At 72.9% G+C, this 18,686-nt stretch carries 17 protein-coding genes and 1 pseudogene; 5 read left to right on the forward strand and 13 right to left on the reverse strand.

Annotation, left to right across the window (positions count from 1 at the left end):
- The first annotated feature begins 46 nt into the window (after positions 1 to 46).
- Positions 47 to 1,702: an alkaline phosphatase D family protein gene (locus ACQEVU_RS42520; protein ID WP_433334048.1), complete on the forward strand. Its 1,656-nt coding sequence runs from the start codon at positions 47 to 49 to the stop codon at positions 1,700 to 1,702.
- Positions 1,703 to 2,248: 546 nt separating this feature from the next.
- Here ACQEVU_RS42520 and ACQEVU_RS42525 read toward each other — a convergent pair.
- Positions 2,249 to 2,683 carry an NUDIX hydrolase gene (locus ACQEVU_RS42525; protein ID WP_433334050.1) on the reverse strand — a complete coding sequence of 145 codons (435 nt, stop codon included), beginning with the start codon at positions 2,681 to 2,683 and terminating at the stop codon, positions 2,249 to 2,251.
- A 132-nt stretch (positions 2,684 to 2,815) separates the two neighbouring features.
- Between ACQEVU_RS42525 and ACQEVU_RS42530 the strand changes: the two genes are divergently transcribed.
- Together ACQEVU_RS42530 and ACQEVU_RS42535 are read left to right on the forward strand one after the other, a co-directional pair.
- Entirely contained in the window at positions 2,816 to 4,207 is a 1,392-nt protein-coding gene (locus ACQEVU_RS42530) for an IS1380 family transposase (RefSeq protein WP_433334052.1), read from the forward strand.
- A 479-nt stretch (positions 4,208 to 4,686) separates the two neighbouring features.
- A complete protein-coding gene (locus ACQEVU_RS42535) occupies positions 4,687 to 5,169 on the forward strand; it encodes a glutathione peroxidase (protein WP_433334054.1) in 483 nt (160 codons plus the stop codon).
- On the opposite strand, the gene ACQEVU_RS42540 is transcribed toward ACQEVU_RS42535, so the two are convergent.
- From ACQEVU_RS42540 to ACQEVU_RS42550, 3 genes are all read right to left on the reverse strand, one after another.
- Positions 5,166 to 5,801 (reverse strand): HAD family hydrolase, encoded by a 636-nt coding sequence (locus ACQEVU_RS42540; protein WP_433334056.1) that lies wholly within the window; start codon positions 5,799 to 5,801, stop codon positions 5,166 to 5,168. The two genes, ACQEVU_RS42535 and ACQEVU_RS42540, sit on opposite strands and share 4 nt — an antisense overlap.
- Positions 5,798 to 9,370 carry a chromosome segregation protein SMC gene (smc, locus tag ACQEVU_RS42545; RefSeq protein ID WP_433334058.1) on the reverse strand — a complete coding sequence of 1,191 codons (3,573 nt, stop codon included), beginning with the start codon at positions 9,368 to 9,370 and terminating at the stop codon, positions 5,798 to 5,800. Before smc ends, ACQEVU_RS42540 begins: the two co-directional genes overlap by 4 nt.
- A gap of 241 nt (positions 9,371 to 9,611) precedes the next feature.
- Positions 9,612 to 9,806 carry a hypothetical protein gene (locus tag ACQEVU_RS42550; RefSeq protein ID WP_433334060.1) on the reverse strand — a complete coding sequence of 65 codons (195 nt, stop codon included), beginning with the start codon at positions 9,804 to 9,806 and terminating at the stop codon, positions 9,612 to 9,614.
- Positions 9,807 to 10,106: 300 nt separating this feature from the next.
- On the opposite strand from ACQEVU_RS42550, the gene ACQEVU_RS42555 reads away from it, so the two are divergent.
- Together ACQEVU_RS42555 and ACQEVU_RS42560 are read left to right on the forward strand one after the other, a co-directional pair.
- A complete protein-coding gene (locus ACQEVU_RS42555; RefSeq protein WP_433334062.1) occupies positions 10,107 to 10,796 on the forward strand; it encodes a CAP domain-containing protein in 690 nt (229 codons plus the stop codon).
- 26 nt (positions 10,797 to 10,822) lie between these two features.
- Complete coding sequence (locus ACQEVU_RS42560; RefSeq protein WP_433334064.1) at positions 10,823 to 11,608, forward strand: spherulation-specific family 4 protein; 786 nt, start codon at positions 10,823 to 10,825, stop codon at positions 11,606 to 11,608.
- Here the strand turns inward: ACQEVU_RS42560 and mutM are convergent.
- From mutM to rsmD, 9 genes and pseudogenes are all read right to left on the reverse strand, one after another.
- Positions 11,544 to 12,398, reverse strand: coding sequence for a bifunctional DNA-formamidopyrimidine glycosylase/DNA-(apurinic or apyrimidinic site) lyase (gene mutM / locus ACQEVU_RS42565; protein ID WP_433334066.1), 855 nt, complete (start codon positions 12,396 to 12,398; stop codon positions 11,544 to 11,546). The genes ACQEVU_RS42560 and mutM overlap by 65 nt on opposite strands.
- Before the next feature lie 8 nt (positions 12,399 to 12,406).
- Positions 12,407 to 13,621 carry a mannosyltransferase family protein gene (locus ACQEVU_RS42570; RefSeq protein ID WP_433334068.1) on the reverse strand — a complete coding sequence of 405 codons (1,215 nt, stop codon included), beginning with the start codon at positions 13,619 to 13,621 and terminating at the stop codon, positions 12,407 to 12,409.
- A 244-nt stretch (positions 13,622 to 13,865) separates the two neighbouring features.
- Positions 13,866 to 14,534, reverse strand: a pseudogene (gene rnc, locus ACQEVU_RS42575) (ribonuclease III); the annotation flags it as partial.
- A gap of 50 nt (positions 14,535 to 14,584) precedes the next feature.
- A complete protein-coding gene (locus tag ACQEVU_RS42580) occupies positions 14,585 to 15,895 on the reverse strand; it encodes a phosphate acyltransferase (protein ID WP_433334070.1) in 1,311 nt (436 codons plus the stop codon).
- A gap of 13 nt (positions 15,896 to 15,908) precedes the next feature.
- Entirely contained in the window at positions 15,909 to 16,082 is a 174-nt protein-coding gene (gene rpmF, locus ACQEVU_RS42585) for a 50S ribosomal protein L32 (protein ID WP_433334072.1), read from the reverse strand.
- A gap of 5 nt (positions 16,083 to 16,087) precedes the next feature.
- Positions 16,088 to 16,651, reverse strand: a complete 564-nt coding sequence (locus ACQEVU_RS42590) for a YceD family protein (RefSeq protein WP_433334074.1) — start codon at positions 16,649 to 16,651, stop codon at positions 16,088 to 16,090.
- Positions 16,652 to 16,738: 87 nt separating this feature from the next.
- Positions 16,739 to 17,239, reverse strand: a complete 501-nt coding sequence (locus ACQEVU_RS42595; protein ID WP_433334076.1) for a hypothetical protein — start codon at positions 17,237 to 17,239, stop codon at positions 16,739 to 16,741.
- Positions 17,240 to 17,329: 90 nt separating this feature from the next.
- Positions 17,330 to 17,815, reverse strand: coding sequence for a pantetheine-phosphate adenylyltransferase (coaD, locus tag ACQEVU_RS42600; protein WP_433334078.1), 486 nt, complete (start codon positions 17,813 to 17,815; stop codon positions 17,330 to 17,332).
- A gap of 46 nt (positions 17,816 to 17,861) precedes the next feature.
- A complete protein-coding gene (rsmD, locus tag ACQEVU_RS42605; protein ID WP_433334080.1) occupies positions 17,862 to 18,440 on the reverse strand; it encodes a 16S rRNA (guanine(966)-N(2))-methyltransferase RsmD in 579 nt (192 codons plus the stop codon).
- Between the last annotated feature and the right edge of the window lie 246 nt (positions 18,441 to 18,686).

Here is an 18,686-nt window from a genome sequence, read left to right on the forward strand (position 1 = left end):
GCATTCGCTCGCACTCGCCGCCCCACCCTCGGGAGGTCGCATCGTCATGTCCGACACCGAACTGGACACGGACCGGGGACCGCTCGTCCTGGGGCCGGTGCTGCGGCGGGTCGAGGGCGACCAGGCGACGGTCTGGGTCGAGACGGCCGCCCCCGCGACCGTCGAGGTCGACGCCGCGCCCGGTAGCGGCGCCGCGCGGACGTTCAGCGTGCACGGGCACCACTACGCGCTCGTCGTCGTCTCCGGGCTGCCGGAGGGCGCGGAGACGCCGTACCGGGTCAAGATCGACGGCGTCGAGGTCTGGCCGCTGCCGGAGGACCCGTTCCCGGCTCCGGTCATCCGGACCCGGCGCACGGGGGCGCCCGTGCGGCTCGTCTTCGGCTCGTGCCGGGAGGCTAGCCCGCTGAGCGTCACGCGGTACCCGCCGGACGCGCTGGACGCCTACGCCGGCCGGCTGAGCGCCTCGATCCGCGCGGCCGGCCCCACGGAGTGGCCGGACCTGCTGGTGCTACTCGGCGATCAGGTGTACGCCGACGAGACCCCCGAAAAGATCCAGCACTGGCTGCGCAGGCGCCGGCGGCAGCGCCGCGCGGACGCGCCGACGACGCAGGTGGTGGACTTCCACGAGTACACGAAGCTGTACCTCGACTCATGGAGCGACCCGGAGATCCGCTGGCTGCTCTCCACCGTCCCCAGCGTGATGATCTTCGACGACCACGAGATCATCGACGACTGGAACACGTCGCAGCGCTGGCGCGAGCAGATGGCCGAGCTGTCCTGGTGGCCGCAGCGCATCCAGGCGGGGCTCGCGTCGTACTGGGTGTACCAGCACATGGGCAACCTCGCTCCCGGCGCCCTGGCCGAGTGCCCCGTCTACTCCGCCGTCATCTCGGCCGGCGACGCAACCGAGATCCTCGACGCGTTCGGCTCCCGCGCCGACCACGACCGCGCGGCGTACCGCTGGAGCTACACCATCGACATCGACCGCACCCGCCTTGTGGTCGTCGACAACCGGGCCGCCCGGGAGCTCGAGCAGGGCAAGCGGGCGATGCTGCCGGACAGCGAGTGGGCATGGTTCGCCAAGCAGGTGCCGGGCGACTACGACCACCTGCTGATCGGCTCGTCGCTGCCGTGGCTGCTGCCGCCGGCCATCCATCACCTGGAGGCCGCGACCGAGCGCCTGGCAGAGTCCCCGCGGGGCTGGGTCGGCCGCTTCGGCGAGAAGCTGCGTCAAGCGGTGGACCTGGAGCACTGGGCGGCGTTCGGCCGCTCCTTCGACGCCTTGAGCGCCCTGCTGACCCAGGTCGGCGCCGGCCACGGCGGCGTCTCCCCCGCCCCCGCGACGATCAGCGTCCTGTCGGGTGATGTTCACCACTCGTACGCCGCCCGCGCCGAACTCGGCCCGGAGGTCGTCAGCGCCGTGCACCAGCTGACCTGCTCCCCCGTCCACAACGACATGCCGAAGCTCGTACGGCCCGCGATGAAGTTCGGCTGGAACCCGCCGGCGGCACGGATGATGCGGTCGCTGGCGCGGACGCTGGGGCTGCCGAAGCCGGTCGTTCGGTGGCGTAAGACCGCCGGGCCGTACTTCGGCAACGCCGTTGGGCTGCTGTTGGTGGATGGGCGGTCGGCGCATGTGCGGATCGAGGGCACGCGGCCGGACAAGTCGCTTGGCGAGGTGGCGTCGTTGAAGCTGAGCTGACGCTCGGTCGCGTCAGCGTGGCCGGTGCGGGCGCGGAGCGACGACTGCGGCGCGTGCCCCGAGCGGCCCGGAGGCGCGGGCGCAGGCCCGGAGGCGCGGCGCAGGCCCGGAGGCGCAGGCCCGGAGGCGCGGAGGCGCGGGCGCAGGCCCGGAGGCGCGGGCGCAGGCCCGGAGGCGCGGGCGCAGGCCCGGAGGCGCGGAGGCGCGGGCGCAGGCCCGGAGGCGCGGGCGCAGGCCCGGAGGCGCGGAGGCGCGGAGGCGCGGGCGCAGGCCCGGAGGCGCGGGCGCAGGCCCGGAGGCGCGGAGGCGCGGAGGCGCGGGCGCAGGCCCGGAGGCGCGGGCGCAGGCCCGGAGGCGCGGGCGCAGGCCCGGAGGCGCGGGCGCAGGCCCGGAGGCGCGGGCGCAGGCCCGGAGGCGCGGGCGCGGAGGCGCAGGCCCGGAGGCGCGGGCGCGGAGGCGCAGGCCCGGAGGCGCGGGCGCGGAGGCGCAGGCCCGGAGGCGCGGGCGCGGAGGCGCAGGCCCGGAGGCGCGGGCGCGGAGGCGGCGTCAGGACGAGGGAACGTTGGGGTGAATCTCGGGCGGTTCGTTGAGGTCTGTCCAGGTCCAAAGGGTCGCGACCCGGGCCCGGCCGGTGAGATATGCCACAGCGGGCTCGCGGATCGGTGCGAACCACATGGTGCTCAGGCGCTCGACGGCATCTGTCAGGGGCACCCACGCGCCCGAGCCGTCGTGCGGGCCGACACCGGTCACCTCGAAGCCGAGCATCTCGTACTCGACGCCGCCGGCCGGGTAGCGGGCGACCCATAGGAGGCGCTCCGCCAGCACCGACGCAAAGCCGGCCTCCTGAGTGACCTTGGCCATAAGGGGCTCGCCGGCCTCCACGGCGCCGCCCGGGAGCGCCCAGTCCGGCGGGTCGCTGATCAGGAGGACATCCTTGCCGCGGCGCAGTACGGCGCCGACCGCGAGTTGGTGACCGGTCACGCCTCACCTTAGCCTCGATCCACCGACTAACGATGACGTCGTGAGCTGCGAGGGTATGGGAAATGCCCTCTGACCTGGAAGGATGGGAGTTCTCTACGCTTCCATCACCCTGGTCGAGAGGGCATCTCGTAGGTGCGATTGTTGCATGCTCGCCGCGCGGTCGACGTGGTGTTCGACGAGGCGAATCTGGTGTCGTGCGCCGGCCTGGTCCCGGTGATGAGTCTCGCTGAGCAGGTCGATCTGGCCGGGTTGGTCACATCCCGGGTGCGGCCGGACCTGTCCACGGGGTCGAACCCGGGCGCCAAGGCCGCCGCCGTCGTGGCCGGCATGGCTGCCGGCGCGGACAGCATCGACGACCTGGACGTGTTGCGGCATGGCGGGATGGCCACGCTGTTCGCCGGGGTGTCCGCGCCCTCGACGCTGGGGTCGTTCCTGCGGTTCTTCACCTGGGGCCACGCCCTGCAGCTGGAGGCCGCGGCCCGGGACCTGCTGGCCGCCCTCGCCGCGGCGACGCCGTTGCTGCCCGGCGCGGGCAGGCAGGCGTACGTCGACGTGGACTCGTTGCTGCGGCGGGTCTACGGCCACGCCAAGCAGGGCGCGGCGTTCGGCCACGCCAAGGTCGGCGGCTACAGCGCGCGACTGCGCGGTCTGTCCCCGCTGGTGGCCACGATCAGCACCACCACGGCGGCGCCGGTGATCGCCACGACCCGGCTGCGTGGCGGCAACGCCGGCTCCGCCCGCGGCGCGGCATCCCTCATCCGCCAAGCGATCGCGACCGCGCGGGCGTGCGGCGCCACCGGCCGGATCCTGGTCCGTGCCGACTCGGCGTTCGGCTCCGGCCCGGTGGCCGCCGCCTGCCGCAACGCCGGAGTGAACTTCTCGCTCACCCTGCAGTCCAACCCCAAGCTCCGCGCCGCGATCGCCAGCATCGACGAGACCGCGTGGACCCCGGTGCGCTACCCCGGCGCGGTGTTCGACGAGGAGACCGGAGGCTGGATCTCCGAGGCCGAGGTCGCCGAAACGGTCTATACCGCGTTCGAGTCCACCCGCTACAAGATCACCGCCCGGCTTGTCGTGCGCCGGGTCAAGGAACGCAACCCCGCACCCGAAGGTCAGGAGGCGTTGTTCCCGCTGTGGCGGTATCACGCATTTCTCACCGACACCACGGAATCCACAGTGGATGCTGATCTGACTCACCGCGGTCACGCCATCGTCGAGCAGGTCTTCGCCGACCTCATCGACGGACCCCTCGCGCATCTGCCTTCGGGCCGGTTCGCCGCCAACGCCGCCTGGCTGACCCTGGCCGCGATGAGCCACAACCTGCTCCGCGCCGCCGGCTGCCTGACCAGCCCCCGCTACGCCACCGCCCGGGCCGCCACCATCCGCCGGCAGCTGATCACCATCCCGGCCCGGCTGGCCCGTCGAGCCCGCCGCCTCATCCTGCACCTGCCCACCCACTGGCCCTGGCAGCAGCCCTGGCAGACCCTCTTCGACCGAGTCCACGCACCACCCGCCACAGCCTGACCCGGACCAACCGCCCACCTCGGGCCCCACCATCGCCACGGAGCACGCCGGAGCGCCCGGCGGGTCCATCACACCCACCAACCAACTCAATCAGCACATATCGATGCAATGCCTCACGACGCGAGCGCTCCAGCACCGATCGGTGGATCCAGGCTTAGGCCGTCCGCGCGGCCGCGACCGCAACACCGCGCGGGGGCGCTGAACCGCGACGGAGACCGCGCAGGCGCGGAGAGCAGTAGCCGCCCGAAACGCCCGGACGCCAGCACAACGCGCGGAGGCACAGCCCGCGCGCGGAGGCAGCCCACGCATGGAGGGCGGGAGCGGCGCGCCGAGGCTCGGGAGCGCGCGGAGGTTCGGAAGCGGCGCGCAGAGGCACGGGAGCGGCACGCGGAGGCGTAGCACGACGCACGGAGGCGCCGAGGCATGAGGCGCGGGAGCGCGCAACGTCGCGGCCACCTCGCGGGCATACGATCGCTGGCATGAGCTTTTACGACGTCGAAATCGCCGACCTGCAGGGCAAGCCGCTCGACCTCGGCCAGTTCCGCGGCCGCCCCGTGCTGGTCGTCAACGTGGCCTCACGGTGCGGCCTGACGCCGCAGTACAGCGAGCTTGAGGCGCTGCACGAGCAGTACTCGGAGCGTGGGTTCTCCGTCCTCGGCGTGCCGTGCAACCAGTTCGGCGGGCAGGAGCCGGGCACCTCCGAGGAGATCGCCGAGTTCTGCAGCACCACCTACGGCGTGACGTTCCCCATGACGGAGAAGATCGAGGTCAACGGGGAGGGGCGGCACCCGCTGTACCAGCTGCTGACGCCCGTTGCCGATGACGAAGGACACACCGGCGACATCCGGTGGAACTTCGAGAAGTTCCTCATCGCGGGTGACGGCACGGTGGCGGCGCGGTTCGGGCCGCGGACGCAGCCGAAGGCCGACGAGGTCGTTCAGGCCGTCGAGGCCAGCCTCTAAGCAGCCGACGGCAGCCCGAAGGCGCGGCGCGGGTAGGAAAGGTCGTCGCCGGGCTCGTAGCGGTACGCGGTCAGGCCCGCCGCGCGGGCGCCGCGGATCATGCGGTCGATGTCGTCGACCAGCATGCAGCGCGACGGCGGGGTCGCCAGCAGGGCGCAGGCCGCGGCGAAGTACTCCTTGGCCGGCTTGTGCACGCCGAGCTCGGCGGAGTTGGCGACCGCGTCGAACTCGTCGGTGAGGCCGAACGACTCCAGCACGTCGCGGAACTCCGCGGTCGAGTTGGTGGCGACGGCGACCGGGTGGCCGGCGGCGCGCACGTCGCGGACGAAGCGCAGGACCTGCGGGTCGATGGCGCCCGGGTACACCACCCACTCGTCCATGAGCTCGGCGGCGCGCTGCGGGCCGCCCACGCGGTCGGCCAGGGTGTCCGCGACGGTCGCGAGCCACTCGGCGCGCGTGATGCGGCCCGTGATCGCCGGCAGGAGGCGATCCCACTCGAGCGCCGTTTCGAGGACCGTGCCGGGCTCCAGGCCGTACCGCTGCTCGATCTTGGCATTGATCGACGCGTCGAAGGTGCGCAGGACGCCGTCGAAGTCGACGAGCAGGGCCGTCGGCCGCTGGCTGGAGCTCACGCCGCCTCTTCCGTCCGCAGGCGCTGGGAGATGACCTCGGTGACGCCGGCGCGCATGGTGACGCCGTAGAGGGCGTCTGCGACCTCCATCGTGCGCTTCTGGTGGGTGATGATGATGAGCTGGCTGCGCTCCCGCAGCTGCTCGAAGAGGGTGATGAGGCGGCCCAGGTTGACGTCGTCCAGGGCGGCCTCGACCTCGTCCATGATGTAGAACGGGCTGGGGCGGGCGCGGAAGATCGCGCAGAGCAGGGCGACGGCGGTCAGGGAGCGCTCGCCGCCGGACAGCAGCGACAGGCGCTTGATCTTCTTGCCTGGCGGGCGTGCCTCGACCTCGATGCCCGTGGTGAGCATGTCGTCGGGGTCGGTGAGCACGAGGCGGCCCTCGCCGCCCGGGAAGAGCACGGAGAAGACCTGCTCGAACTCGCGCGCGGTGTCGTGGTACGCGCTGGTGAAGACCTCGAGGATGCGGTCGTCGACGTCCTTGACGACCGTGAGCAGGTCGCGCCGGGTCGCCTTGAGGTCCTCGAGCTGGTCGGAGAGGAACTTGTAGCGCTCCTCCATCGCCGCGAACTCCTCCAGGGCGAGGGGGTTGACCTTGCCCAGCAGGTTGAGCTCGCGCTCGGCCTTGGCGGAGCGCTTCTCCTGCGTCGCGCGGTCGAACGGCACCGGCTCGGGGGCGGGGCGGCCGTCGGCCTCCGCGGCGGCGAGCTCGGGCGCGGTCGGCGGCACCGGCAGGTGCGGGCCGTACTCGGCGACGAGCGTGTCGGCGTCCAGGCCGAACTCCTCGGCTGAGCGGGCCTCGAGCTGCTCGATGCGCATGCGCTGCTCGGCGCGGGCGACCTCGTCGCGGTGCACGGCGCTGGTGAGTCGCTCCAGCTCGGCGGTGAAGTGCTTGGCGCGCCCGCGCACGTCGGTGAGCGCGGTCTCGCGCTCGGCGCGCGTGGCGGCGAGGGTGTCGCGGGTCTCCTGGGCCTCGGCGATGGACTCCGAGAGGCGCTCCAGGGCGAACGCGGCCCCGTTGACGACCGCCTCGGCGACGCGGGCGCCGCGGGCGCGGGTGGCCTTGCGGGCCGCGGCGCGCTCCCGGGCGGCGCGCTCGGCCGCGGCCTGGCGCAGCAGCGCGTCCGCGCGGCCGGCGAGGGCGCCGACGCGCTCCTCCGCGGTGCGCACGGCGAGGCGGACCTCCATCTCCTGCTGCCGAGCCAGCGGTACCTCACCGGCGAGATCGTCGCGCTCCAGCGTCGACGGGTCCTCGTCGATCGGCGTCTCCTCGGCGAGCGCCAGGCGCTCCTCGAGCTCGGTCAGGCTGGCCAGGCCCGACTCGCGGGCCGCCTCGGCCTTGGCCTTGGCGGCGGCATGCCGCTCCACCTCCGCGCGGGCGGACTTGGCGGCGGCCCCGAGCTCGGCGAGGCGCCGCGCGGCCGCGTTGCGGACGCTGTCGGCCTCCTTCTTGGCCGCGGCGGTCTCGGCGACGACCTGCTTGGCCCCGGCGGCCGAGTTGCGGGCCAGGGCGAGCAGCTCCCGCGCCTCGGCGACGCGCCGCTCGGCGTCGACCTTCTGCTGCCGGGCCTCCTCGACGGCGGCCTGGACCTCGATGAAGCTGTGCTGCTTGCCGGAGCCACCGGCCGCGGCGTACGCGCCGATGACGTCGCCCTCGGGCGTGACCGCGCGCAGCGCGGGGGCGTAGGAGACGATGCGCCGCGCGGTCGCGAGGTCGGGGGCGAACACGACGTCGCCGAGGGCGCGCTCCAGCGCGGGGCGCAGCTCCTCGGGGGCGCGGACGAGGTCCATGGCCCACGCCGCGCCCGGGGGCAGCGGCACGCGCTCGACCGGCGGCGCGTCGAGCATCGGCGCGGAGGCGATGAGCAGTGCGGCGCGGCCCGCGTCGTCCTGCTTGAGCATCTCGACGGCCGCGACCGCGCCCTCGACGCCGGAGACCGCGACCGCGTCGGCGAGGGCGCCCAGCGCGGCGGCGAGCGCGGCCTCGTGGCCGGTCTCGACCGACAGCAGCGCCGCGACGCTGCCGAGCAGGCCGGGGACGCGGTCCGCGCGGGCCAGGAGGGTGCCGGCGCCGTCCTTGCGCCGCAGGCCCATGGCGAGGGCCTCCTCGCGGGCCTTCCACTGTGCGGCGTCCTTCTCGGCGGCGCGCTCGGCGTCGCTGTGCTGGCGGACCTCGTTGTTGATCGCCTCGAGCTCGCGCGTCGCCTCCTGGTGGCGCATCTCGAGGTCGGCGTTGGCGTTGTCGGCGACGGACGCGCCCGCGCTCGCCTCGTCATAAAGACCCTGCGCGGCCTCCGAGCGGGCCTCGGCCTCAGCCAGCTGTACCGCAAGACGCTCGATCTCGTCCGCGGCGGCGGTCGTGCGGGAGCGCGCGGACTCGACCTGGCCGGCGAGCTTGGCGAGGCCCTCGCGGCGATCGGCGATGGCCTTGTGCGCGGCGACGATGGCCTTCTCGGCGAAGGCCAGGCGGCGCTCGAGGTCCTGGCGGCGCTCGACGGCCTCGGCGAGGCGCTCCTGGCTGGCCTCGAGCGCGGCGCGCAGCTCCTCCTCCTGCTCGCGGACCTTGTCGGCCTCGGCGGTGAGCTGGTCGGGGTCGCGGCCGGCCCGCTCCTCGACCGGCGCGGCGGAGAGGTTGCGGTGGCGCTCGGCGGCCAGCTGGTGCAGCGAGCGGTAGCGCTCCTGGAGGGTGGACAGCTGGTACCAGGTGTCCTGCGCCTCGGCCAGCGCGGGCGCGTCGGCGGCGTGCTCGGCCTCGAGGGCGGCGAGGCGCTCGTTGATCGCCTCGACCTCGGCCTCGACCTCCTCGCGGCGCGCGCGCAGCGCGGTCTCGTCAGCGATCTCGCGGTCGAGGGTCTCACGCAGCGTAGCGAGGTCGTCGGCGAGCAGTCGCAGCCGGGCGTCGCGCAGGTCGGCCTGGATGCCGGCGGCTCGGCGGGCCACCTCGGCCTGGCGCCCGAGCGGCTTGAGCTGGCGGCGCAGCTCGGTGGTCAGGTCGCCGAGCCGGTTGAGGTTGGCCGCCATCGCCTCGAGCTTGCGGATGGCCTTCTCTTTGCGCTTGCGATGCTTCAGTACCCCGGCCGCCTCCTCGATGAAGGCGCGGCGGTCCTCGGGGCGGGCGTGCAGGACGCCGTCGAGGCGGTTCTGCCCGACGATGACGTGCATCTCACGGCCGATGCCGGAGTCGGACAGCAGCTCCTGGATGTCGAGCAGGCGGCAGGAGTTGCCGTTGATCTCGTACTCGCTTTCACCCGAGCGGAACATCCGTCGTGTGATCGATACCTCAGTGTAGTCAATTGGCAACGCACCGTCGGTATTGTCGATGGTGAGCGTGACCTCGGCGCGTCCCAGCGGGGCCCGGCTCGCCGTCCCGGCGAAGATGACGTCCTCCATCTTGCCGCCGCGCAGGGCCTTGGCACCCTGTTCGCCGAGCACCCAGGCGATCGCGTCGACCACGTTGGACTTGCCGGAGCCGTTTGGCCCGACCACGCAGGTGATGCCCGGTTCGAGCCTCAGCGTGGTCGTGGACGCGAAGGACTTGAAGCCCTTGGCCGTCAAGGTCTTGAGGTGCACGGATCTCCACGGTTGTCGAGGTGTCTTACCGGGCAGGCTACCGCCGGGAGAGTACCCGGCCCTGCAGCACCGCACACCATAATGCGCGTGTCGTGGGCACAGCGCCCACTGGAGGCCACTCAGGCCACTCGCGCAACCAACCGGACAACCGGGTCGTTACATGACTGCGCGCCGAGACCCATTGGATGTCGGCGCGCGGGTTTACTGTGCAGTTCTGCGCTAACGCGATGACCTGAGAGTTTCAGGCCATTGCCGGCTCGGCGAGCCGGACCAGCTGGTCCGCCTCTGAAGCAGCCGCCGCGAGCCGGTCATTCTCGGCGCGGAGCCGAACGACCTCGAACTCGAGCGCCCGAACCTTGGCGCGCAGTTGGGTGACCTCGTCGACAAGGCGCCGGTCGGGCGCGCTGCCTACGTGGCCGAAGAGGGCCTTAGCCATATCGTCTCCTTGTTAAGCGCAGCCGGTCGACTCCGGCAAACGCGCGCCCAGCACCCGAAACCGAAACACAAGGGCATGATTGGGCGCGACTGGCGACCCCTCCATGTTCCTTCCGGGGCGCGACTTAGTCAAGCCAACCGGCACGCCAAACGTCCTGGCCAGGGTGTTCTCACTCACCCGGGTGCGTGATCCGCACCGCCGCGCCGATCGTGGCAGTGTGCCACCGGTTGCCCGACGGCGCCACTGCAAAGTAGCGTCTTGTCCGAGAATTCTGGGGACCGACACGACCGGGAGAGTGCGATGACGGCACCGCCGCCCGGCCTCGATACCGGACGTCTGCCGGGAGGCCTGGCCGCCCGGCGCCTGGTCGACCGGCTCGGCCCCACAGGAATCGCCGCGATCGTCGCCGGCGTGCTGGTGCTGTTCGGCCTCGGCGCGGTGGTCGTGCCGTCCCTGACCGCCGGCGGCGGCACCTCCAACGCCGAGCGCGCCGCTCCCCCGGCCGCGCAGCCGCAGGCCGCCCCGTCCAGCGCGCCCGCCGCGGCGTCGAGCGCCCCGCCAGTGACATCCGCCACACCGACCACGGCCCAGACCACCCTCGTCGCCGCGAGCTTCAACACCGGCTACGAGGACCGCGTCGTGCAGCTGATCAACGGCGAGCGGCGCAAGAAGAAGTGCGAGGCGCTCAAGGTCGACAACCGGCTGCGCGGGGCCGCGCGGACGCACGCCGCAGACATGGCGGCGAGGGACTTCACCGGCAGCCGCGGCAGCGACGGCAGCGACGCGGCCGGGCGCGTCCGCGCCGCCGGGTTCACCGGCTTCGCGGACGAGCTGACCGCCAAGGGCGGCGACGCCGGCGACGTCGTCAAGCACTGGATGCACGGCGACGCGCAGGACAAGCTGCTGGACTGCGGCATCACATCGATCGGTGTCGGGGCCGCGATGCGCGGCCGCACGCCCTACTGGACGGTGGACACCGGCCGTGCTTGAGGGGGCCCAGCATCGTTAGTCCGGTCGTGGACCGGGTTCCGACGCTCCTGCCACTGCGGGCGCATCCGCTGGCCCGGCCACACGCATGGGAGATCGTCGCGGCACACGGTCCGGCGTTCACCGTCGTCGTCGACGTCGCGGGCGGGCCCGGCAGCGGCCGCGACCCGATCTGGACCGCGGCCATGACGCGCCTGGACGCGGCCGGCGTGCTGCTGCTCGGCTACGTCGACGTCGACTGCGGCACGCGCCCGGTCGCGGACATCCGCGCGGACGTGTACCGCTGGGCCGGCTACCCCGTGCGCGGCGTCTTCCTGGACCGCACGCCCGCCAGCCCCTACGCGATCGGCCCGGTCGCGGTCATCGCGCAGGCGGCCGCGCGGGCCGGGCTGCCCGACGTGGTGCTGAACCCCGGCGAGCCGCCCGACGACGCGTACCGCGAGCTGGGCCTGCCGGTGTGCGTGTTCGACGGCAGCTGGCGGGAGTACCGGCGCTGGTCCGGCGAGGGCGCGCGCCCGGGCGACGGGCACCTGGTGCACGCCGTGCCGCCGTGGGAGCTCGACGAGGCGGCCCGGCTGCAGGTCAGCCGCGGCGCCGGCTTCGGGCTCGTCACCGACCTGGGCGCGCCCGACCCCTACACCGACCTGCCGGCCTGGTGCGGCCTCGTGCCGGGCCTCGCCGAGCTCGGCGGGGCCGAGGAGGTCGGCAAGCCGACCCCGGCGCCTCGGCGACCGCGCCCGTACCGGCAGCTCAGCGTGGTGCGAGACGGGGCCGCGGCTGGCAGCGCGGGCAGGAGTACGAGGACCGGTTCATGAACGCCTCCCGGCGGATCGGGGCGCCGCACCGGTTGCAGGGCAGGCCCTCGCGCCCGTAGGCGTTCAGCGACCGCTCGAAGTAGCCGCTCTCGCCGTTGACGTTGACGTAGAGCGCGTCGAAGCTGGTGCCGCCCTGGCCGATCGCCTCGTTGAGCACGTCGCGCACGTGCCCGAGCAGGCGGCGTACCGCCGGCCGGGAAAGCTGCGACGTGTCACGCGCCCCGTGCAGGCGGGCCCGCCACAGCGCCTCGTCCGCATAGATGTTGCCGACGCCGGAGAGCAGCGTCTGGTCGAGCAGCGCCCGCTTCACCTCGGTGCGCCGCCGGCGCATCCGCTCGATGAACGCGTCGTCGACGAACAGCGGGTCGACCGGGTCCAGCGCGATGTGGGCGAGCTCGGCCGGCAGCACCGCGCCGCCCGCGGAGACCGCGAGGCCGCCGAACGTGCGCTGGTCGACGAAGCGCAACTGCGGCCCGTCGTCGTCGAACGTGAAGCGGATGCGCAGGTGCGTCTCGTCCGCCGCGTCCGCGGGCTGCATCAGCAGCTGCCCGGACATGCCCAGGTGGCCGACGAGGGCGTCCTCGTCGTCCAGGGGCAGCCACAGGTACTTGCCGCGGCGCATGACCGCGCCCACGCGACGTCCCGCGAGGACGCCCGCGAAGTGCTCGGCGCCGGGCAGGTGGCGGCGGACCGCGCGCGGGTGCAGCACCTCGACGGTGGCGATGCGCCGGCCGGACACCCACTTGTCCAGGCCGCGCCGGACGGTCTCGACCTCGGGCAGCTCGGGCATGTCTCCCTCTAGATCGCGTAGTGCCAGACGGTGATGAGATACGAGCCGTACCACAGCCCGAACGCGCCGACGCCCGCCACGACCAGCGCCGCCGTGCGCGGGCGCGCGCGACCGAGCGCGACCGCGGGCGGCACGAGGATCAGCAGCGCCGGCACGAGCAGCCGCGGCTTGGAGTGGTAGTAGCCGGCCTGGCCGAGGACCAGCACGAGCACGATGACGCCGTACACCGCCAGCGGCGCCCAGACGCGCCGGCTCAGCGCGACCACGGCGAGGATGACGGTACCTATGAGCATCCACGCGACGCTGACCTGGATCCAGCCGTCGCCGCCCTTGAGCGCGTCGCGCACGAACAGCAGGCTGGACGCGCCGTAGTCGAACGTGGTGCCCCAGCCGGCGGTCTGGATGTCGAACCACGCGCCCAGGTCGCCCACGCGCAACCCGACCCACAGCAGATAGGCGGGCACCCCCGCGAGGGCCACCGCGGCCGCGAGGATGGGTTTCCAAGCCGCAGTTGTACGCGTAGTGCCCGCCTCCTCGCCCCCGTCCTGCGCAGAGTCGCCGGTGCGACCCGCGCCCGCGCGGGTGCGGGTGCGGTAGACGGTGATGCCGGCCGCGACGGCGAGCGCGATCGCCGCGGCCGCGCCCGTGGGACGGGTCAGGCCGGCGCCGAGCCCGAGCAGACCGGCGTACAGCCAGTCGCCGCGGTGCGCACACAGCAGCATGCCGGCGACGAGCGCCGTGAACAGCGACTCCGAGTACCCCATCGACAGGACCATCGACATCGGCTGCACGCAGAACAGCGCGGTGAGTACCAGGCCGACGCGTTCGTCGTACAACCGCGAGAACAGTGCGCACAGCAGGACCGCGGCCGCGGCTCCGGCCAGCCACGACACGGTGATGGCGGCCGTGCCGTAGTCGAGGCGCGTGACGTAGTGCACGAGGCGCACCAGCATCGGGTAGGCGGGGAAGAACGCCAGGCCGTTGCCCGTGAGGTTGCCCTCGGCGTCGAAGCTGTAGCCGGTCGGGTACCCCTCCTGGGCCACGCGCACGAAGTGCCCGCCGTCCCAGGCGAGCAGCCGGTCCCGGATCTTGTCGTCGGGGGCCATCCACCACAGGTACGCCAGCTGCAGCAGACGGCTCAGGGCGTACAGGCCTAGGGGGAACGCGACCAGCGTGGTGCGCCCGCGCTGCGTCTGTTCATTGACCGGGGTCATCGTCGTCATCGGCGGGCGGTTCCTCGGCGGTCTCGTTCGTGGCGGGGGTGTCGGCGGTCGCGTCCGCGCGCGGCGTCGCCGGGGTGCCGGCGGACGCGTCCGGGCGTGGCGTCGCCGGGGTGCCGGCGACGGCCTCGGCGCGCGGCGTTGCGGGGATGGACGCGGAGGCGTCCGCGCGTGATGAGGTCGCGCCGGCGCGCGGCCCGGGGGCTTCGGCGGCGGCGTCGTCGTGTGGGGCTTCCTGGGCGACGGTGGCGGCCGATCCGGCGACAGCCGCGGTCTCGGGCTGCACGCCCGACAACTCGCGCCAGGCGGCCTCTGCGGCCCGCTGCTCGGCCTCCTTCTTGCTGCCGCCCTGCTCGCCCCCGTAGCGGCGCTTGGCCACGATCACCCAGGCGGTGAACCGCTTGGCGTGGTCGGGCCCCTCCTCGTCGATGCGGTACTCGGGCACGCCGAGGCCGCGCCCGGCGGTCAGCTCCTGCAGGCTGGTCTTCCAGTCCAGGCCGGCGCCGCGCAGCGCGGCCTCCTCCATCAGGCCGTCGAACAGCTTGTGGATGACCTTGGCGGTGGTCTCCAGGCCGTACTGCAGGTAGATCGCGCCGATGAGCGCCTCGAGCGTGTCGGCGAGGATGCTCGCCTTGTCGCGGCCCCCGGTCGCCTCCTCGCCCTTGCCCAGCAGCAGGAACGGCCCGATGCCGTTGGGGCCGAGGCGGCGCGCGACGTCCGCGAGGGCGCGCATGTTCACGACGCTGGCGCGCAGCTTCGCCAGCTGCCCCTCGGCCAGCTTCGGGTGGTTCTGGAACAGCGCGGTGGTGATCACCACGCCGAGCACCGCGTCGCCGAGGAACTCCAGCCGTTCGTTGGTGGGCAGGCCGCCGTTCTCGTACGCGTACGAACGGTGGGTCAGCGCCCGCTTCAGCATCTCCGGGTCGAACTCGACGCCGAACGCGGCCTCGAGATGGTTCTGGTTCTTCACGAGCGCTCTCCCAGTGCGTCACGGATGGTGAGCCCGCCGGCCGAGGAGAGTTCGGTCAGCAGATCGTCGGCGAGGGCGGCGACCGCCGGGGTGATGCGGTCGCGGTGCAGTCGTGCGGCGAGGGCGATGCCGTCGGCGACCTCGGCCCCACCGGCGGAGCCGTGGCAGACGACGACGTCGCCGGCGACGCCCAGGAGGACGGCGGCGGCCTCGTGGCGGCGCACCCGCGCGGTCGCGGTGCCCCCGTCGCGGCGCGCCGGCCCGGTCGCGGCCGCCTCGTCTCGGCGCGCCCCGTCGTTCGCGGTCGTCTCGTGCCGTGATGCCTGATCGCGCGGCTCCGGGTCGGCCGCCGCATCCTGGCGCGCTACGTCCCAGCGCGACCGGTCGGCGGTTGCATCCCGTTGCGCCGGATCCGCGGCCGCGTCCGGGCGCGTTTCGCCGGACGCGGCCGCTGCATCGCGCAGCGGCCGCGAAGCTCCATTTCCGATTCCGGACATTTCCGATCTGTCCGACGGACGCCCGGTCAGGGCACCCTCAATGCCCTTGAGCAGCACATTGCCGGTGAACCCATCGGTGACCACGACATCGGCCGGCCCTCCGCGCGGCACGTCGAAGCCCTCCACGAGCCCGACGTAGCGCCCACCGGCCGGCAGCGGGATGTCGGACAGCGCGATCGACACGGCCCGGCGCAGGCGGTCGCCCTTGCCGGGCTCGCTGCCGATGGACAGCAGCCCGACGCGCGGGCGCTCGATCCCGAGCGCGACGGCGGCGAACGCGGTGCCGAGCACGGCGTGCTGGACGAGCTCGAGCATGGTCGCGTCGAGCGTCACGCCGACGTCGACGAGCAGCACGGTGCCGTTGGGGGTCGGCAGCTGCGCGGCCAGCCCGGGCCGGCGCACGCCGCGCAGGCGGCCGAGCACGTGCGCGGAGGCGGCGACGGCGGCGCCGCTGGACCCGGCGGACACCATCGCGTCCGCGCGGCCGGTGTAGACGGCCTCCGCGGCCGCGCGCACCGTCGTCTCGCGGCGGATGTTACGCAGCGGCGACTCGGCCATGCCGATGGCGGAGTCGACGGTGATGACACTGACGCGCCCACGGTCGGAGACCGCGAGCGCGCCGATGACCTCGCCGGCCGCTTCGCGCGGCCCGACGAGGACGAGGTGGAGGTCTGGATCGGCGCTGCATGCGCGCAGAGCGCCGTCAACCACGACGGCGGGAGCCCCATCCCCGCCGAGGAGGTCGACGGCGATCCGCGCGACGCCGGACGGGGACTCCCCGCCGTGCGGCGATCGGTCGGATCGCGTCACCCGGATCCGGTGGTCAGACCTCGATGACCTGGCGGCCGTTGTACGTGCCGCAGACCGTGCAAGCCGCGTGGGGCAGCTTGGGCGAGCGGCACTGCGGGCACGGCTGGGTGGAGACCGCGACGGCCTTCCACTGGCTCCGGCGCGACCGGGTGTTGCTGCGCGACATCTTCCGCTTGGGAACGGCCACGGGACCTACTCCTCTGACGTCTTGATCTGGGACAGGGCGGCCCAGCGCGGGTCGAGCTGCTCGTGGTTGTGACCCTCGGGCAGTTCGTCGAGCGGCACCCCGCAATCGGGGCACAAACCTGGGCAGTCTTCACGGCACACGGGGTTGGCAGCCAGGGAGAGCACCACCGCGTCCCGCAGTGCCGGCTCCAGGTCGATCAGGTCTCCCTGCAGCCGTCCGACCTCGTCCTCGTCCGTCGTCTCGTCCGTCGTGCTGTGCTCGTAGGCATAGAACTCTTGGAGCGGGACGTCCAGCGTGTCGCTGATCGGGCGTAGGCAGCGCCCGCACTCGCCCACCAGCGGGCCGGTGACGGTGCCGGAGACGAGAACGCCTTCGGAAACCGACTCCATGCGTAGCTGGAGGTCGAGCTCGGCGCCCTGGGGCACGCCGATCAGCTCCAGGCCGAGGTCCTCGGGTGCCGGCACCTTCCGCGAGACCGCATGCAGAGCGCCCGGTCGGCGTGGGAGGTCTCTCGTCTCGAGGACCAGCGGCGACCGGGGATCCAGGTGCGGGTGCTGTTGATGTGGCATCGTAAGACTCCGGCCAGGCAGGGCCGACGGACTAGGCTACCCGAGCGGCAGATCTTCCGTCGAATCGCCCCCACTTTAGCGCGGTTCTCAGAAGGGCAGCGGCCGGTCGTCCTCGCCGGAGGGGGTGAACGAGCCGATCTCGCGCAGCGCGTGCATCTTGTCCCGGCCACGCTCGATCGACGCGAGGGAGCGGGTCAGGAACTGCTCGAAGTTGGCCAGCGCCGTGTCGACGTAGTCGTCGACCTCGTCGCGCAGCCGCTGCGTCTCCGCCCGGGCCTCGTTGATCATGCGTGAGGCCTCGTGCTCGGCCGACACGACGATCTCGTTGATCGACACGAGCCGCGTGTGCTCGGCCTCGGCCTCGGCGATGATCCGCTCCGCCTCGCGCCGCCCCGCGTCGACGATCTTGTCCCGCTCGTCGAGCAGCGCGGTCGCCCGGCGCAGCTCCCCCGGCAGGTCGGCGCGCAACTGGTCGAGCAGATTGATCATGTCGGCGCGGTCGAACACGAAGTTGCTCCGCGACATCGGCGCCGACCGTGCACCCTCAACCAGCGCGATGATCTGGTCGATGCTCTCGAGCGGATCCACCTGCGGTCACTCCTGTTCCCAACGTCGAACGACGTAACCATCATGCGGCTCAAAGTGCGATGCCGCTCCATCGCCACTCGGGTTTTGCATCTACTTTCGCGCCGAGGCGAACCGCTCCTGCAGCCGATTCGCCACGAGATCGGGTACATGTGGTGAAACGTCGCCGCCCCACTTCGCGACCTCTTTGATGAGGCTCGAGGAGACGAAGGAGTACTTCGGGTTGGTCGGCATGAACAGCGTCTCGATCCCGCTGAGGCCGTAGTTCATCTGGGCCATCTGCAGCTCGTAGTCGAAGTCGCCGGCCACCCGCACGCCCTTGACGATCGCGGTGATCTCGTTCGACCGGCAGAAGTCCACCAGCAGGCCCTGGAAGGCGTCGACGCGGACGTTGCTGTACGGCGCGCTCACGGCCGCGAGCATCTCCAGCCGCTCGTCGACGGTGAACAGCCCCGCCTTGCTCTGATTGATCAGCACCGCGACGACGACCTCATCGAACATCTGCGATGCCCGACCCACGATGTCCAGGTGCCCGTTCGTGACCGGATCGAACGAACCCGGACAGACCGCGCGCCTCATTGCACCAGCCCAAGCCTCATGAGCGGGGACCGTACCAAAGGAATCCTCAGCCGTTGCGTGAGCCGTCCTGATCGCGTCGGGCATACCACAGCGCCGTCTCGCCGTAGCGCCGTTCGGCCAGCGGCCGCAGCCCCTCGGGCCAGGCCATCGGGGCGCCGCGACTGGAGCGCTCCACCACCACGACGGCGTCCGGGGCCAGCCAGCGCTGCGCCAGCGCCTCCAGGACCGCGCGGACGCGCTCGTCGGTCATCGCGTAGGGCGGGTCAATGAACACCGCGTCGTACGCCTCGTCGGGCTCCCCCGCGACCAGACGCTCGACCTTGTCGGCCACCACCCGCACCCGGTCGCCGACCCCGAGCGCCGCGACGTTGCCGCGAATGACGCGCGCCGCCTTGGCGTCGGCCTCGGCGAGCAGCACGTGCGACGCCCCGCGCGAGCACGCCTCGAGCCCGACCGCGCCCGAGCCCGCGTACAGGTCGGCGAAGCGGGCACCGTCGAGGTCGAGCTGGTTGTCCAGGGTGCTGAACAGCGCCTCCCGGACCCGGTCGGACGTGGGCCGGGTGCCCTGCCCGGGCGGCACCGTCAGCCGCCGCCCACCCAGCACCCCCGCCACGATTCGCGTCACGCAGACCAGGGTAGAAGCCGCCCGCGGCGCGTCGGGCGCTCGGTCGGCGGTACCGCGGAAGCGATGTCCATCGACCGGCGGAGGCCTGTCGGGCGGCCGGAAGTGAGTCGCATCACTGCACATTCCGACAATACGGTGCCATCCACCAATCCGGACGCATACCGGATCCGACTACGCTGCGTGGTCGATCACGCTACGTCAGGGCGGTCAAATCGGCCATTTTGGGCGGATCAGCCCTCGGCTGAC

The organism is Dactylosporangium sp. CA-139066 (genome assembly GCF_050936175.1).
Lineage (GTDB): Bacteria > Actinomycetota > Actinomycetes > Mycobacteriales > Micromonosporaceae > Dactylosporangium.